Source organism: Microbacterium sp. (assembly GCF_029263575.1).
Taxonomy (GTDB): Bacteria; Actinomycetota; Actinomycetes; order Actinomycetales; family Microbacteriaceae; genus Microbacterium.
On the sequence record NZ_JAJUFV010000009.1, the window covers coordinates 25,720 to 40,056 of the forward strand.

Annotated in this window: 18 protein-coding genes; 8 read left to right on the forward strand and 10 right to left on the reverse strand. The window is 64.1% G+C overall.

Features of this window, described 5'->3' with window-relative positions; translation table 11 throughout:
- The first annotated feature begins 10 nt into the window (after nt 1-10).
- Nucleotides 11-1,306, forward strand: coding sequence for a hypothetical protein (locus Q1J95_RS01965; protein ID WP_300265588.1), 1,296 nt, complete (start codon nt 11-13; stop codon nt 1,304-1,306).
- A 19-nt stretch (nt 1,307-1,325) separates the two neighbouring features.
- Here the strand turns inward: Q1J95_RS01965 and Q1J95_RS15685 are convergent, their stop codons facing one another.
- From Q1J95_RS15685 to fbaA, 4 genes are all read right to left on the reverse strand, one after another.
- Entirely contained in the window at nt 1,326-1,712 is a 387-nt protein-coding gene (locus Q1J95_RS15685) for a type I restriction enzyme endonuclease domain-containing protein (RefSeq protein WP_366945536.1), read from the reverse strand.
- Nucleotides 1,713-1,721: 9 nt separating this feature from the next.
- Nucleotides 1,722-2,915, reverse strand: coding sequence for a Fic family protein (locus Q1J95_RS01970; RefSeq protein ID WP_366945535.1), 1,194 nt, complete (start codon nt 2,913-2,915; stop codon nt 1,722-1,724).
- Nucleotides 2,916-2,966: 51 nt separating this feature from the next.
- On the reverse strand, nt 2,967-3,488 hold the full coding sequence (locus Q1J95_RS01975; RefSeq protein ID WP_300265589.1) for a hypothetical protein: 522 nt from the start codon (nt 3,486-3,488) through the stop codon (nt 2,967-2,969).
- A 66-nt stretch (nt 3,489-3,554) separates the two neighbouring features.
- Nucleotides 3,555-4,583, reverse strand: coding sequence for a class II fructose-bisphosphate aldolase (gene fbaA, locus Q1J95_RS01980; RefSeq protein ID WP_300265590.1), 1,029 nt, complete (start codon nt 4,581-4,583; stop codon nt 3,555-3,557).
- A 184-nt stretch (nt 4,584-4,767) separates the two neighbouring features.
- On the opposite strand from fbaA, the gene glpX reads away from it, so the two are divergent.
- On the forward strand, nt 4,768-5,754 hold the full coding sequence (glpX, locus tag Q1J95_RS01985; protein WP_300265591.1) for a class II fructose-bisphosphatase: 987 nt from the start codon (nt 4,768-4,770) through the stop codon (nt 5,752-5,754).
- Between the two features lie 98 nt (nt 5,755-5,852).
- On the forward strand, nt 5,853-6,146 hold the full coding sequence (locus Q1J95_RS01990) for a hypothetical protein (RefSeq protein ID WP_300265592.1): 294 nt from the start codon (nt 5,853-5,855) through the stop codon (nt 6,144-6,146).
- Here Q1J95_RS01990 and Q1J95_RS01995 read toward each other — a convergent pair.
- Genes Q1J95_RS01995 through Q1J95_RS02005 form a run of 3 tightly spaced genes read right to left on the reverse strand, consistent with a single transcriptional unit; the run spans nt 6,143 to nt 8,572 of the window.
- Complete coding sequence (locus Q1J95_RS01995) at nt 6,143-7,477, reverse strand: DNA recombination protein RmuC (protein WP_300265593.1); 1,335 nt, start codon at nt 7,475-7,477, stop codon at nt 6,143-6,145. The two genes, Q1J95_RS01990 and Q1J95_RS01995, sit on opposite strands and share 4 nt — an antisense overlap.
- 50 nt (nt 7,478-7,527) lie before the next feature.
- On the reverse strand, nt 7,528-7,932 hold the full coding sequence (locus Q1J95_RS02000) for an ankyrin repeat domain-containing protein (RefSeq protein WP_300265594.1): 405 nt from the start codon (nt 7,930-7,932) through the stop codon (nt 7,528-7,530).
- Nucleotides 7,933-7,972: 40 nt separating this feature from the next.
- Nucleotides 7,973-8,572, reverse strand: a complete 600-nt coding sequence (locus Q1J95_RS02005) for a 3'-5' exonuclease (RefSeq protein ID WP_300265595.1) — start codon at nt 8,570-8,572, stop codon at nt 7,973-7,975.
- 84 nt (nt 8,573-8,656) lie between these two features.
- Here Q1J95_RS02005 and ychF point away from each other — a divergent pair, with 84 nt between their 5' ends.
- The 3 genes from ychF (at nt 8,657) to Q1J95_RS02020 (ending at nt 11,541) form a co-directional block, all read left to right on the forward strand.
- The gene (ychF, locus tag Q1J95_RS02010) at nt 8,657-9,748 is read left to right on the forward strand and encodes a redox-regulated ATPase YchF (protein ID WP_300265596.1); all 1,092 of its coding nucleotides are present in this window, start codon (nt 8,657-8,659) and stop codon (nt 9,746-9,748) included.
- Between the two features lie 29 nt (nt 9,749-9,777).
- Nucleotides 9,778-10,797, forward strand: coding sequence for a hypothetical protein (locus tag Q1J95_RS02015; RefSeq protein ID WP_300265597.1), 1,020 nt, complete (start codon nt 9,778-9,780; stop codon nt 10,795-10,797).
- A gap of 123 nt (nt 10,798-10,920) precedes the next feature.
- A complete protein-coding gene (locus Q1J95_RS02020) occupies nt 10,921-11,541 on the forward strand; it encodes a peptide-methionine (S)-S-oxide reductase (RefSeq protein WP_300265598.1) in 621 nt (206 codons plus the stop codon).
- A gap of 9 nt (nt 11,542-11,550) precedes the next feature.
- Here Q1J95_RS02020 and Q1J95_RS02025 read toward each other — a convergent pair whose 3' ends face one another.
- Together Q1J95_RS02025 and Q1J95_RS02030 are read right to left on the reverse strand one after the other, a co-directional pair.
- Complete coding sequence (locus Q1J95_RS02025; protein ID WP_300265599.1) at nt 11,551-11,772, reverse strand: hypothetical protein; 222 nt, start codon at nt 11,770-11,772, stop codon at nt 11,551-11,553.
- Between the two features lie 53 nt (nt 11,773-11,825).
- Nucleotides 11,826-12,266 (reverse strand): iron chaperone, encoded by a 441-nt coding sequence (locus Q1J95_RS02030; protein ID WP_300265600.1) that lies wholly within the window; start codon nt 12,264-12,266, stop codon nt 11,826-11,828.
- Between the two features lie 121 nt (nt 12,267-12,387).
- Here Q1J95_RS02030 and Q1J95_RS02035 point away from each other — a divergent pair, with 121 nt between their 5' ends.
- The gene (locus Q1J95_RS02035; protein ID WP_300265601.1) at nt 12,388-13,002 is read left to right on the forward strand and encodes a TetR/AcrR family transcriptional regulator; all 615 of its coding nucleotides are present in this window, start codon (nt 12,388-12,390) and stop codon (nt 13,000-13,002) included.
- Between the two features lie 61 nt (nt 13,003-13,063).
- On the forward strand, nt 13,064-13,393 hold the full coding sequence (locus Q1J95_RS02040) for a hypothetical protein (protein WP_300265602.1): 330 nt from the start codon (nt 13,064-13,066) through the stop codon (nt 13,391-13,393).
- Between the two features lie 17 nt (nt 13,394-13,410).
- Here Q1J95_RS02040 and Q1J95_RS02045 read toward each other — a convergent pair.
- Nucleotides 13,411-14,337 (reverse strand): 5-methylcytosine-specific restriction system specificity protein McrC (locus Q1J95_RS02045; RefSeq protein ID WP_300265603.1); only part of this gene is annotated, 927 nt, incomplete at its 5' end.

Sequence of the window (14,337 nt, forward strand, 5' to 3'; positions counted from 1 at the left end):
GGGTCGGAGCGTGTCTGACAACAGCTTCTCTGTCTCTGTTTCGTATGCGTCCGTCGATCGAGCCGACGGCGCTGATGCTCGCCCCGCGGCTCTCGAACTGCTTCGTGAACGGCGCGTCGTCGCTGCCATGCGCGACGTCACCGCGCCGTGGGTAGACGGGCAGGAGGCCGTGGTCGAGATCGCTGTGACCGACGAGGCGAATGTGCTGACGCTTTCGGAGCAGGACACGATCGAGACGACTCTGGCCGCGGCCGATCTGCGCGCTGCCTTCGAAGCCGAGGGCATGACGCTGTGGCTGAGCGTCGACGACGACGTCGATGACGTCGAATCGTGGGGCGCGGATGCCGATGGCGATCCTGTCGGGGTTGACGAGCCCGCCGATCCGGATGAAGCTGACTTTGATGTGGAGGAGCTGGAGGCTGCGGGGCTCGAGGAGCGGTTCGAGACGCAGCCGGTACGCGTTGCCGCGTTTTCGCACCGCGGAACGCTCGGTGCTCGCTTTCTTGCCGAGGCCACCGGGGGTGCCGTCGACTACGTTGAATCGGGCACCTGGTCGCTGTGGCGCTATGCCACGGCTGAATCTACCGATTCGTTGGCATCGGAGAAGGCAGAAGAGCCCGTCATCGAGCTCAACTTCGTCGACGGGGTTGCCGATTGGATCGACGTGCACGTGTCGGGTCTCGGCGGTTTCGCTGTGCCTTTCTGGCCACAGGCCGAGCGCGACACGCAGACGGTGATCGACCTCGACACGATCACGGTTCCCGAGACCCGCGAGGTCTATCGTCGGCTGATCGTCGAAGGCGATGGCACGCGCGACGAGTTGGCCGAGATCGCCGCCCGGGTCACGCTCGACGTCGAGGCCGCGCACCGCGCGCTGATCCCAGAAAGCCTGGGTGGGCTGGCCGGTGCTGACGCGCGCGTTCGCGCGTTCCTCGAAGCGTTCCGGGTGCCTGCCGCGTTGATCGAGCTGGCGCTCGCCGAGCCGGATGCTTCGCCTGCAGACAATGCACAGGGCCATCAGCGCATCGAGCCCCAGGGCTGGGCACGCGGGATCGGCGAGGCGATCGTCGGAGGCTACGGGGAGATGCTGCCGCTCACTCGCCGGGACCGGTGGGATGCTCGGCTGTCGCGTCGCCTGCGCGCGAACCCACCTCTCGCGGCAGCCCTTGCCGTGGGTGAATTGGCGCTCGGCGTATTCAGCACCAGCAAGCTGCGCGGCGGGTGGAAGAGCATCGGAATCCTGCTCATCATCGACGCCGTGGGCGATCTGATCGTGAGTGCCGTGCGTGCGCGGCGTCGGCGCTGAACGGGACGGCGTCCTGGGGTCAGGCGCGCTCTGTCGCGTAGCGCGGCGCCATGGCCCCCATCTGGTCCATCACAAGTCCGATCACTTCGGGCTGACGGTCTGGCGGGTACTTGTACTTCACCAACAGTCGCTTGACCGCTGGTGAGGTAGTGGTGGATGCGCTGGTTCTCGGTGATCGTATCCTGCGAGGTCGGTGAGGCGACCCCGACGAGCGCCTGCTGCAGGTAGGTGGCCGGCACGCCCGGGTTGAGACGGCGCAGTGCGTAGAGCAGAGGCGGACGGATGAGCAGTTCGTCCCAGCTGTGGCGCTCGCCGGAACCGGGGGCGATCTCGTCGCCCCGCAGCGGGCGCCACCCGAGCGGTTCGGCGAGGGTGTTCTGGGCGTTCTGCTCCCAGACGGCTTCAGAGATGGCGGTCATGTGGTGCTTCCTCCTGCGCTCTGTGAATCGAAGGCCGATTCATCGGTGACGGCTGCCCAGATCTCGGTTGCGATCCAGCGTTCGCGCCCACCGCGGCCCCAGCGGCCGGCCGAGCGCAGCCACCCGCGTGCCTCGGCTTTGCGCAGCGCCGCAGAAGCCGTGGGCTGGCTCACGTCTGCAAAGCGTTGCACTGCCGCGACGGTCACGATGGGATTGCGGAAGACGAGATCGATGACGGATGCCAGCGCGCTGCGGTCATTGATCGATTGGCGTCGATAGCGTTCGCGTAGCTCGACGAGCGATCGGATGCGTGTGGCTGTCTCGTCTGCTTGTTGCTCGATGCCCAGGCAGAAGAACTGCACCCATTCTTCTATCTCGGCGCGCTCACGAACCGCTTGGAGGCGCTGATAATACGTCTCGCGATGACGCTCGAAGTAGCGAGACATCGGCAGAATCGGTGCGTCGAGAACGTCGTCGATCATGAGCTGAAGGCCGATGAGTACGCGGCCGATCCGCCCATTGCCATCAAGAAACGGGTGGATGGTTTCGAACTGATAGTGCGCGAGAGCGGCCCGGATGACGGGCGGCATCTCCGATGGTTCATTGACGAACCGTTCCCAATCGGCGATGGCGTCGCCGAGGCGATCTTGGTGCGGCGGGATGAACTTCGCAGATTGCGGAGTCGCATCGGGCGATCCGATCCACACAGGCGAGCGCCTGATCTCGCCGGGGGATTTTTCTTCGCTGCGAACGTTGGTCAGTAGGGTCTTGTGCAACGCGCAGAACAGACGTTGTGTGATCGGCCACTTCGCTAACAGTTGCTGACCCTGATCCATAGAGGTGAGGTAGTTGGCGACTTCTCGCAGGTTCTCGTTCTCGATCGGCTCTCCGGCGCTTCGTGCGCTGAGCACGTCGCTGAGTGACGCTTGGGTTCCTTCGATGCGGGAGCTCGAGAGGGCTTCTGCGGTCATTGAAGGCCCCAGTAGCAATGCGGGATCGCCGAGCAACATGGCAAGGCCAGAAAGTCTGCCGAGTGCGATGTCAGCTCGCGATACGATCGATGCCGTTTCGGGTGCGAGGGGCAGCGTTCGGGGGAGATTCGCTGGCAGGAAGAATGGGTGTGGCCATGGGCCGATCGGGTCGTGCACGATCGTGCCGAACCGTGTGTTGACGAAGTCTTCTCGTTTCACCCATTCTCCTTATATCTTTGATGAAAACTCATAAGCTAACGGGGTAGATGTCTATATCTTCACCGCGAAGTTATAAGGTTCCTGCGGTGCTGATGAGTCGGTGAGCCCGTCTTCGGTGACGATCGGGATGCCGTAGTCGCCGGTGAGCACGATCAGATCCCCGGCCGAGAGCGTGAATGTGGTGGTCGGTGAGCCCCCGGTCGCGCGCGCGGCCACTGAGCCTGTCGAAGCGCCTCCGCTTTCGGTCGCTGAGCCCGTCGAAGCGTCCGCCACCTGCAGCAGTTCCGCCACCGCAGCCAGGTCGTTCCTCTCATCCTCTGTGAGCACCCCGTCCGCCCAGGCGACCTGCACGAGCGCCCGGCAGTACTCCGTGTGAAGACCTTCGACTTCGAACCGACTGAGCCCGAACTCTTCAGCCGCAGATGCGAGCTGTTGCGCTTCGCTGACCGAGATCACCCGGTCGAGCAGGCAGTGGTCGAGGAGCGCGAGGTATTCCGCTTCGACGCCGGTGGCGCGCGGATGCTTCGCATCGATCGAGATGCGCTGCCGTCTGTACCGAAACGACAAAACCACGCCGAAACACACGCGAGATCGCGTGGTTTCGGCGTGGTTTTGTATTCTCGCGGAAGTCGAGGCAGGTCAGCTCTTGGACTGGCCGTGCGAGCCGAGCTGACGGGTCGACTCGACGACGCGGGCAGCCATCGCCGACTCGGCGATCTTGCCCCAGGCGCGGGGGTCGTACTGCTTCTTGTTGCCGACCTCGCCGTCGACCTTCAGCACGCCGTCGTAGTTCTTGAACATGTAGTCGGCGATCGCACGCGTGTACGCGTACTGCGTGTCGGTGTCGATGTTCATCTTGATGACGCCGTTCGCGACAGCCGTGGCGATCTCTTCATCGGTTGAGCCGCTGCCGCCGTGGAAGACGAGGTCCAGCGGCTTCGCGCCGGTGTTGTACTTGGCCGCGACCTGCTCCTGGATCTCGCCGAGCAGCTCGGGGCGCAGCTTCACGCCGCCCGGCTTGTACACGCCGTGCACGTTGCCGAAGGTGAGGGCGGCGATGTAGCGGCCCTGCTCGCCGAGGCCGAGGGCCTGAACGGCCTGGTCGACGTCAGCGAACGTCGTGTACAGGGCCTCGTTCGAGCCCTCGTGTGCGACGCCGTCTTCTTCGCCGCCGACGACGCCGATCTCGACCTCGAGGATGGCATTGATCGCCTTCATGCGGGGGAGCAGGTCTTTCGCGATCTCGATGTTCTCACCCAGCGGCACCGCCGAGCCGTCCCACATGTGCGACTGGAAGATGGGGCCCCGACCGGCCTTGACCTCTTCTTCGGAGGCGGCGATCAGCGGCTCGACGAATCCCGCGAGAGCGTCTTTCGGGCAGTGGTCGGTGTGCAGCGCAACCGTGATGGGGTAGTTCTTCGCGACCTCGGTGGCGTAGCGAGCGAAGGCGAGGGCCCCCGTGGCGCGGGCCTTGACGGTGTGGCCGGCGAAGTAGTCGGCGCCACCGGTGGTGACCTGGATGATGCCGTCGGAGCCAGCCTCGGTCAGGCCCTGAAGGACGGAGTTGATGGTCTGCGAGCTGGAGACGTTGAAAGCGGGGTACGCGAAGCCACCAGCCTTCGCGCGGTCGAGCATTTCTGCGTACTGATCCGGAGTGGCGACGGGCATGAATGAACTCCTGCGATAGATGAAGCCGGGACAGTGCCACTCTATCGGTGGCGACGATCGGATGCCGTGGCCACTGCCGCGTGCGGCGTCACACTCTGACGTGCTGTTAAGAAGTGCGATTCCTTCGCTTGAATTCAGGGGAAACACCGGCAGTTTCATGCCGTGCGGTCGATAAGCTGGCCGCATGGTGAGTCTTACGGCCGACATGAGCCCGCTGCGTCCTGATCGAAACCTCGCACTGGAACTGGTGCGTGCGACCGAGGCTGCCTCGATCCGAGCGGTGCCGTTCATCGGTCGCGGCGACAAGGAGGCCGCTGATGGCGCGGCGGTCGACGCGATGCGCGCGTTCCTCGGCACCGTGAACTTCCAAGGCGAGGTCGTCATCGGCGAGGGCGAGAAGGACAACGCCCCCATGCTGTTCAACGGCGAGATCGTGGGTTCTGGCCGTGGCCCGGAATGTGACATCGCCGTTGACCCGATCGACGGCACGAGTCTGACCGCGGCGGGTCGGCAGAACGCGCTTTCGGTGATCGCTGTCTCTGACCGCGGCACCATGCTCGATGCCTCCAGCGTCTTCTACATGGACAAGCTCGTCACCGGGCCCGCCGGTGTCGGCGTCGTCGACATCCGCCTGCCTGTCGGCGAGAACATTCGTCGGCTGGCCAAGGCACTCGGCAAGCCCGTCGAGGAGATCGTCGTCTCGGTGCTGAATCGTCCGCGGCACGACAAGCTCATCGCAGAGATCCGCGAAGCGGGGGCTGGCACCAGGCTCATGAGCGACGGTGACGTCGCCGGTGGCATCAACGCCGCACGACACGGTGCCCGCACCGACATGTGTGTCGGTGTGGGCGGCAGCCCCGAGGGCATCGTCACGGCGTGTGCGATCAAGGCTCTCGGCGGACACATTCAGGGACGCATGTGGCCGCGCGATGACGATGAGCGCCAGCGCGGTACCGACGCCGGACTCAAGATCGACCACGTCTACGAGGCCGACGACCTGGTCAAGGGCGATAACACACTGTTCGTCGCCACGGGGGTGACCGACGGCCAGCTGGTGGCCGGCGTGCGTCGCGAGGGCAACTACGTCTACACCGAATCGGTGGTGTTGCGCGGGGCGTCGGGCACGCTGCGCCGCATCAACTCGGAGCACCTCGTCTCAAAGTGGCTCTGATGACCGTGGCGGGTCGATCGGTGGCCTGAGCGCGCTCTTACACTCTTTCTCAGCCATTGCTGGCACAATGGTGGCTGGAACCTCCGGGAGGGTGAGAGATGTCCACGCAGCAGACGCGCAGAGGCAGTACGTCGACACCGTCGAACACCGTCACCACGAACACGGGGCGCATTCTTCGCATCTCGCCGGACGACGAGGCTGCACGCGCGGCCGCTGCCGCCGCGGCCACCGTGGCGCCACCGAACGCCGACCCGGCGCGCCGCACAGACGTGTTGTTTCGCGTGCGCCGCGACGAGGGGCATGAACTCAGCGCCTGGTGGATGATCGGCGCGTTTCTCGTGAGCTCCGGTCTCGTGATCGCTCTGCTCAGCTGGGTGCCCGGAAACGCCTAACTCTCGGCGATTCGATCGCGTACCGGGCCGAGATCAGCCTGTGCGGCGTCGTGCCGCTCACTCTCGTCTCGGGTGATTCCGCCGTGGGCGCTGTCGTCGTCGGCTCCCGTTTCCTGCGCGCTCGATTCCTGTGCGCTCGCGAGTAGCTCGGGCGCGGTGAAGCGACGGCCCGAGGTCTTGATCGCGGCTGGCGCGTCAGCAATGGACGCCGGATCGATCCCGGGGAACTGTCGTGCCGTCACCAACACCCGACTCTCGAGCGAACCGGCGAACTTGTTGTAGCTGTCGACGGTGCGCTCCAGTGCTCGGCGCAGGTCGTCGGCGTGCCCGGCGAGGGTTCCGACACGCTCGAACAGTTGCGTTCCGAGCTTGAGCAGATTGCGTGCCTCGGTCGATACCTCTTGTTGCGTCCAGGTGAAGGCGACGGTCTTGAGCACCGCCCACAGGTTCACCGGAGAAGCCAGAGCCACACGCTTGCCGAAGGCGTAATCAAGCAGTGTCGGGTCTTCATCGATCGCCGCGGCCAACAGCGACTCGCTCGGCAAGAAGCAGATGACGAACTCAGGGCTCGCGTCAAGCCCTGACCAGTACGCCTTCTTCGCGAGCGCGTCGATGTGCGCGCGCACGGCTTTGACGTGTTTTTGCATGTGCTGCTGTCGCATCGCGGCGTTGGCGTCACTGCCTTCGAGAGCACTGGCTTCGAGATAGGCATCGAGCGGAACCTTTGCGTCGACTGCGATCGATGTGCCGCCCGCCAGATGGATCACCATGTCGGGGCGCCCCTGGCCGTGATCGGATGAGATGGTCGCCTGCACGTCGAAGTCGACATGTCGGGTCAGTCCGGCGGCCTCGACGACGCGTCGCAGCTGCGTCTCACCCCAGACGCCCCGTGTCGCGGTCGACCGCAGTGCTCCGGCCAGCGACTCGGTCGTCGCTCGGAGCGCTTCATCGGACTCTTGCGCGCGGCGCAGCTGTTCAGCGAGCGACCCGAACTGCGTGTGGCGATCTTGTTCGAGCGTGGTCACCTTGTGCTGCATCTGCTGCAGCGTCTCGCGCACCGGGGCGAGAGCCGTCAACACGGCGTTCTGCTGCTGTGTCCGCTCGGCCTCAGCGTTTCTCTCATGGCGCGCGTGCTCGACGGCGTCGCGATACAGGTCGTACTGTCGATCGCGATCATCGCGCACCGCGGCGAGTTCAGCCTGTGCGCGGGCGAGGTCGGTCGCCTGCTGGGTGCGCTCGTGCGCTGTGCGCGACGTCTTCATGTACCAGCCCACGAAGAAACCGCCCGCGGCGGCCGCGGCGAGGAGGAGAACGATCAGCCAAGCATCCATACCGCCATGATGCCGCGGGGGTCAGACATTGGCGGGATGCCGCTGGCGGATCAGCGCTGTGCGTACTCGTCGAGAATGGCGCGCATCTCCGGCAACGCGAACTGATCGGCGATGGCTGTGGCAGAGAGGCCACCGGCATCCGCATCCGCGCCGGCGTCCAGAAGCATGCGCAGCAGCGTCTCGTTCTTGCGGAACACCGCGCACGAGATCGCGGTCTGACCGTTGCCGTTGACGGCGTTCAGATCGGCGCCGCGGCGCACTAGATCGGCGACCGTGTGCTCTTGCTCGGCATACGTCGACACGATCAGCACTGTGTCGCCGCGAGGGTTTCGCACGTCGATCGGTACACCCGCGTCGATCATCTCGCCCAGGGGGCCGGTGCGTCCCTGGCGAGCCAGATCGAAGGTGCCCTCGATGACTTCGAGGCTGACGGGTGAATCGCCGGTGTTCGTCATGCTCTCATTGTCGCGCGCGAGCGCTGGGAATGCACGGCGGTCAGGCAGCTTGCTCGGCAGGCTGCGGTTCTGCGGGGCGCGGCCCCGTCACGCGCAGGCTGAGGTTCGCGGCGAGGGCGTCGACGTCCGCAGCATCAGCGCGGTGGGCTGCGTCGATGACGATCTGGGCGCAGGCGCGAGCATCCGCCAACGCATCGTGGTGCGAGAACTCGGCGAACCCGGCGGCGGCCGCGGCGACCGGCAGGCGATAGGAGTCGAGCTCGTACGTCTTGCGTGCGACCTGGAGGCTGCACAGCGACCGGTATGGCGGACAGACATCGCCGGTGACTTCGGCCGCGGTGCGCAGAACTTTCATGTCGAAGCCGGCGTTGTGGGCGACGAGCACATCTGCACCGGCGAAGCCACAAAGCCGGTCGAACTGTTCACTCCAGGTGGCGGCGTTCGCGACATCCGATGCCTGAATGCCGTGGATCTTGATATTCCATTCCTGGAACTCGTCGTGCCCGGCCGGCGGGCGGATCAGCCACCCGGCCGTCGCGACCACGCGGCCGTCGCGCACGCGAACGAGTCCGACAGAACACGCGGAGGCAGGGGAGGAGTTCGCCGTTTCAAAGTCGATTGCGGTGAAATCCAGTGGCACCTTCTCACCCTCTCCCGAGGCGGGCGAGCTCTGGCGCAGACTCGCCGCCGGCTCACGGCATCCGCCCCGGTAGACTCTTACCCCGTGGCTCTAACAATCGGAATCGTGGGTCTGCCCAACGTCGGCAAGTCGACCCTCTTCAACGCACTCACCAAGAATGACGTGCTCGCGGCGAACTACCCGTTCGCGACTATCGAGCCGAACGTGGGCGTCGTGAACCTGCCCGACTCTCGGCTGAATGTGCTCGCCGACATCTTCAAGAGCGAGCGCATTCTGCCTGCGACCGTCTCGTTCGTCGACATCGCCGGCATCGTACGTGGTGCGAGCGAGGGGGAGGGTCTGGGTAACCAGTTCCTCGCGAACATTCGTGAAGCGGATGCCATCGTCCAGGTCGTGCGCGGATTCAATGACGATGACGTCGTGCACGTCGACGGAGCGATCAATCCGCAGGGCGACCTCGAGACCATCAACGCTGAACTGATGCTCGCCGATCTGCAGACCATCGAGAAGGCGATCCCGCGGTTCGAGAAAGAGGTGCGGGGCAAGAAGCTCGACCCCTCGGTGCTCGAAGCGGCGAACGCCGCGAAAGATGCTCTGGAACGCGGCGTGCTGCTGTCGGTGAGCGGCATCGACCTCGCGCCGATCAAAGAGCTCGGGCTGCTCACCGCGAAGCCGGTCATCTTCGTCTTCAACGTCGACGAGTCGGTGTTGACGGATGCTGCGCGCAAAGCCGAACTCGAAGCGCTGGTCGCGCCAGCGAAGGCGATCTTCCTCGATGCGAAGATCGAATCAGAGCTCATCGACCTCGACCCCGAGGACGCCGCGGAACTGCTCGAGGCGACAGGGCAAGACGAATCAGGCCTCGACCAGCTCGCCCGCATCGGCTTCGACACCCTGGGGCTTCAGACCTACCTGACCGCGGGTCCCAAAGAAGCGCGCGCCTGGACGATCGGCAAGGGCTGGAAGGCGCCGCAGGCCGCGGGCGTCATCCACACCGACTTCGAAAAGGGCTTCATCAAGGCTGAAGTCATCTCATTCAACGACCTCGTCGAGACCGGTTCTGTGGCCGAAGCGCGCGCCAAGGGCAAAGCCCGCCTCGAAGGCAAGGACTATGTGATGCAGGACGGCGACGTGGTTGAGTTCCGTAGCGGATTAACCTCTGGCGGCAAGAAGTGACTACATCGGCTGGTGGGCCACGAGTCTTCGTGTCTCACGCCAATGCGGATCGTTCTTACGTAGACAAGTTTGTGAACAGCATCTTGATTCGCGGCGCCGAACTGCGGTCAGCTGACATTTTCTACACCTCGGCCGCAGATACCGGTGTGGGTTCAGGTAAGAATCTGATGGAGACGGTTCGCAACGAGGCTGGTAGCTCCCAGCTCGTGATCGCTATGGTGACACCCGTTTACCAGACGCGACCTGTGTGCGTGGCGGAGTTGGGGGCGGCATGGGCTCGCGGCGTCCTCTTTCCGGTGATGGCCCCGGGAATGAAACGGTCGGAGTTGGAAGGTGTGCTTCCTGGCCTGTTGATAAAGGCTGTTGATGACGACGATGTTCTTGACGAGATCTCCGACCGTCTCAGCGGCCTGGGCTATGGGTTCAGCGCAAGCTCTTTCGGGGTTGGTAAGGCGGATTGGAAGTCGGCGATGCGGGGCGACCCAGGTGTCGCCAAGTTGGCTCCTAGTCCAAGTCTCGACCAACTGAAGCGGGTAGAGGCTGAGCTTGACAGCACCCGGTTAGCGCTTGATCAGACTCGTCAGGAGCTCGAAGAACAGCGCCTACGCAATGACAAGCTAAGTCGCGCGAAGTCGGCCGCAGAAGTCCTCGACGCCGACCTGCCTTCAGATGAGCGGGAACGATTCGCCGCGCTCCGAAGCCAGGCGGTGAAGGCACTCGACAATGTAAGCAATCCCGTCATGGAGTGTATTTGGCACGAGATCTCTGGCGTCGAAATGTATCTACCGAATCGTATGGACGACGAGCGGTTACACGACGAGATCCTTCGTGAGGTGAAGGATGGTCGGTTGAACCTAGACGAGGAAACAAATGAGGTTTCCGCGGACCCGGAGTTCGAAGAGGTAGGGATCGCTCTCGCTGCTACAGCCGCGCTCAACGAGTATCTGGATGAGCAAGACCGCAGCGAGCCGTTCGTTGACTGGTTTAAGAAAGAGTTCAAGACCCCGATGAATCTGTCGAAGAAGGGATGTTGGAATGCGATCATCTGACAATGCCTTCAACGGCGGCCACATCGTGGAGTTCCGTAGCGGAATCACCTCTGGGAGCAAGAAGTGATCAACTCGAGAAACTCCTGCCCCTTCCCGTCGAGCGCCTACTAGCCTTGCAGCGCCATGACTTCCGCCGACGACGCCACCCGCCTTGCCGCTGAGGCGCGTGCTCGCGTACTGATCGATCGGCAACTCACCGAGGCAGGCTGGTCGGTCCAGGATAAGAAGGCGATGAACCTGTTTGCGGCGCAGGGAGTGGCAGTCCGCGAGATCACGCTCAAGCCGGGACACGGCCGCGTTGAGTTGTATCTCGCCGGCGGCTGCCTGTGGGGCGTGCAGGCGTTCATCGACACTGTCGCCGGGGTGACTTTCACCGAGGCGGGGCGCGCCAACGGCGCCACCGATCGGCTGGACGGCGACTACGACGGTTACGCCGAATGCGTGCGAACGCGATTCGATCCGAGCGTGGTGAGCATCTCGCAACTGATGTCGCACCTGTTCGAGATCATCGACCCGTACAGCGTGAACAGGCAAGGGTCGGATGTCGGTGAGAAATATCGCACCGGTGTGTACTCCACCAACCCGCTGCATCTCGAACAGGCGCGCTCATTCATCGCTGCGAGAAACGACGCTGACCAAATCGCTGTCGAGGTGCAGCCGTTGACGAATTATGTGCGAAGTGCCGAGGAGCATCAGCACCGACTTGCGCGCTTCCCTGAGGATGCGTGCCATCGGCGCGGATAACACCTACAGTCACGGAAGCGCGGCGAAAGACTTCTTCGTGTCGCGGTACCAGCCCATGGCCTTCTTCGGATGCTTCCAGCGATTCTTCATCTGCTCATGAGCATCCGCGTGTGTGGCGTCGCCGCCGCGCACGGCCTCGCGCAGGTGTCGATCTTGCGCCTTGATCATCTCATCGGCCGTTTCGCCGCCGATCTCGGTGTCGCAGGCTCCGCCGAGCTGTCGGCAGGTCATCGTCTTCATGGTGGTGTCCCTTCGGTGGTGGCTTGAGAGTCGGATGCTGTCAGTCAACCGATCGCGCGACGCAGAAGCGCCTCGATCTGCCGTTCGACGTCTCCGGTGATCTCGGTGATGGCATAGCTCGCCGGCCACATGGAGCCCTCGTCAAGCTTCGCCTGATCGCTGAAGCCGAGTGTCGCGTAGCGCGCCTTGAACTTCGCGGCCGGCTGGAAGAAGCAGACGATGGTGCCGTCGAGTGCATAAGCGGGCATTCCGTACCAGAGCTTCGGCGTCAGTTGCGGTGCGTGCTTCGCGACGAGCGCGTGCACCTTCTCGGCGATGTCCCGCTCGCTGCCCTTGAGGTCGTCGATCTTGGCGAGTACTGCCTGCTCTGCTTCGGCTGCCTTCTCTGCTGCCGACTGGTTCTTGCGTGCGGCGCGAGCTTCGCTCGCCCGGTCCTTCATCGCTGCGCGCTCTTCGGCGGTGAAGGCGTCTGCGTTGGTGCCCATGCTGTGATCCTCTCGCTGAGATGATGCTAGGAAGTACCGGCACGGTTCGTGCCGTTAGCTCCAGTGTGCACATCCAGACTGCCGTTGTCAACGGCACGGTCTGTGCCGGTAGCATGAGGTCATGGCCAGCTCCAAGAAGACCCCGTCGGAGTCCTCACCCGAGCCACGACGTCGTGGCGAAGAACGCACGCGGGAGTTGCTCGAGGTGACGCTGCAGCTCGCCGCCGAGGCGGGCTATCGCGGGCTGACCATCGAGGCGGTGGCTCGGAGAGCGCAGGTCGGCAAGCACACGATCTATCGGCGATGGCCGTCGATTGCCCAACTGCTCCTCGATGCGCTGAATCACGTGTGGGTCAGCGATCTTGACTATCACTCGGCGGGAAACATTCGGAGTGATCTTCGCGAGCAGTTCATCCGGTCGAGTCGGGCGCTGTCGAGCCCGCCCATCGGTCCCATCTATCGGGCTGTCATCGCCGAGGCGCAGGCCGATGCCTCGCTGCGGAAACTCCTGCACGAGCGTTTCCTTGCGACCGTGGAACAGAGAACTCTGGATCGCCTGCTACTCGCCCAAGACCACGGCGAGTTGGTTGCCGACATCGACCTGACCATCGCAGCCGAGGTGCTTTCCGGCACGCTCTACTACCGGTGGCTGCTCACGCCGCGGCCAGTCGACGAGCAGATCATCGATGGCCTGATCGACATGTTTCTCGCGGCCTATCTGGTGCCGGAGGGCTGAGAACCGTGTCTCACCAAGCACAGCTCGCGCAGGATTGCCGCTGCTCTGCGATACTCAGCTCATGGGCATCTTCCGCCGCAAGTCGACTGAACCTTCCGCACCCGAGCCGACACCGTTTGTTGCTGAGATACTGCGCCGCATCGGCGCGGAGTACGGCGGTTTCGACGCCGTCGCGCCGCTGGTGCCAGACAAGGGCGGCCCGGGCATGGAACTGACGATTCACATCGCCGGTGCCCCGATCCCCGGGCGTGAGCCGTTTCTGCACGGCACGGGCATCGTTCGAACTGCTCGATCGTTCGCCGATCGCACGGAGGTCTATGACGGCGACCAGCAGATCGCACGCTACGACGATCTGACGACTGCAGACGTGTTCGGAGCTCGCGACTCATAGCCCGACAGGTTCGTCAGCTACTCGCCTCCGAGCCACGTGGTGACATCGTCGAGCTGTGCGCGCAGGCATTCCCACGGCTGATTCAGATCGAGCGTTCGTGCGCCGATCCGATTGCCCTGAATGACGACATCGAGGTCGGGCTGCAGGGCGGCATCCGTTCGGGCATACAGCAGCAACCCGCTGACCGAGCCGTTGCGTGCCACGTCGGCGTTCTTCACATATGACAGCACCTGATAGAGATGCGGCGAGTGCACGGTCGGCTTCCCCCAGGCTCCTGTCTGCATCGACTGACTGTAGTACTTCGCGTCGATGATGAGCATGCGACCACCATGACGGAGCGTCACGTCGGAGCGCATCGCCGGTAACTGATGCGCGCCGAGCGCGCTCGGCAGGTCGTAATCCCATGGCACCGTCGGCGCGGCCGGAGCGAGCGGCGCGTGATGCAGCCGAAAGTACTCGAGCAGAAATCGCTCATACAGGTAGCTCATTTGCTCATCAGCGACCCAGGAAGAGAGCTTGGCGTCGCCCGAGTCCTCCGTCTGCAGCATTCCCTTGACGATCAGCTCGCACACGCCCAGCAGCAGCCGATAGTCGGCGTTCGCGCGATGGTAGCTGAGCTTGCTCCATTGAACCGACGTCGGTGACACGGTCGTCACGGAGTCCAGGTAGGGAAGGAGGCGGCGCAGCGCGACCCTCCGCGCGGCGGTGAGATCGCCCTGGCGGATCAGCAAAACGAGCACAGCTTTCAGCGCCCGATTATGCGGTGTGTCCGGTTCGTACTCATCGAACTCGCACACCAGACGCGCCCTGGTCAGCGAGCGCGCCGCGACCGTGCGCGGGACATCGATGCGACCGCGCACCGTCGCCAGTTCGTCGCGACGGGAACGATAGTCGCGGTGGATCCCGCGCTTCACCTGTGCGCCGACGCCGCGGATGAGGATCTC

What these genes read in the sequence shown, in the direction of transcription:
- Q1J95_RS02030 (WP_300265600.1), bottom strand. Translation starts at nt 12,266, where the DNA reads ATGGGCACCAACGCAGACGCCTTCACCGCCGAAGAGCGCGCAGCGATG.
- Q1J95_RS01990 (WP_300265592.1), top strand. Translation starts at nt 5,853, where the DNA reads ATGTCCACGCAGCAGACGCGCAGAGGCAGTACGTCGACACCGTCGAAC.
- Q1J95_RS02040 (WP_300265602.1), top strand. Translation starts at nt 13,064, where the DNA reads ATGGGCATCTTCCGCCGCAAGTCGACTGAACCTTCCGCACCCGAGCCG.
- Q1J95_RS01995 (WP_300265593.1), bottom strand. Translation starts at nt 7,477, where the DNA reads ATGGATGCTTGGCTGATCGTTCTCCTCCTCGCCGCGGCCGCCGCGGGC.
- Q1J95_RS02020 (WP_300265598.1), top strand. Translation starts at nt 10,921, where the DNA reads ATGACTTCCGCCGACGACGCCACCCGCCTTGCCGCTGAGGCGCGTGCT.
- glpX (WP_300265591.1), top strand. Translation starts at nt 4,768, where the DNA reads ATGGTGAGTCTTACGGCCGACATGAGCCCGCTGCGTCCTGATCGAAAC.
- fbaA (WP_300265590.1), bottom strand. Translation starts at nt 4,583, where the DNA reads ATGCCCGTCGCCACTCCGGATCAGTACGCAGAAATGCTCGACCGCGCG.
- Q1J95_RS02025 (WP_300265599.1), bottom strand. Translation starts at nt 11,772, where the DNA reads ATGACCTGCCGACAGCTCGGCGGAGCCTGCGACACCGAGATCGGCGGC.
- Q1J95_RS02000 (WP_300265594.1), bottom strand. Translation starts at nt 7,932, where the DNA reads ATGACGAACACCGGCGATTCACCCGTCAGCCTCGAAGTCATCGAGGGC.
- Q1J95_RS02035 (WP_300265601.1), top strand. Translation starts at nt 12,388, where the DNA reads ATGGCCAGCTCCAAGAAGACCCCGTCGGAGTCCTCACCCGAGCCACGA.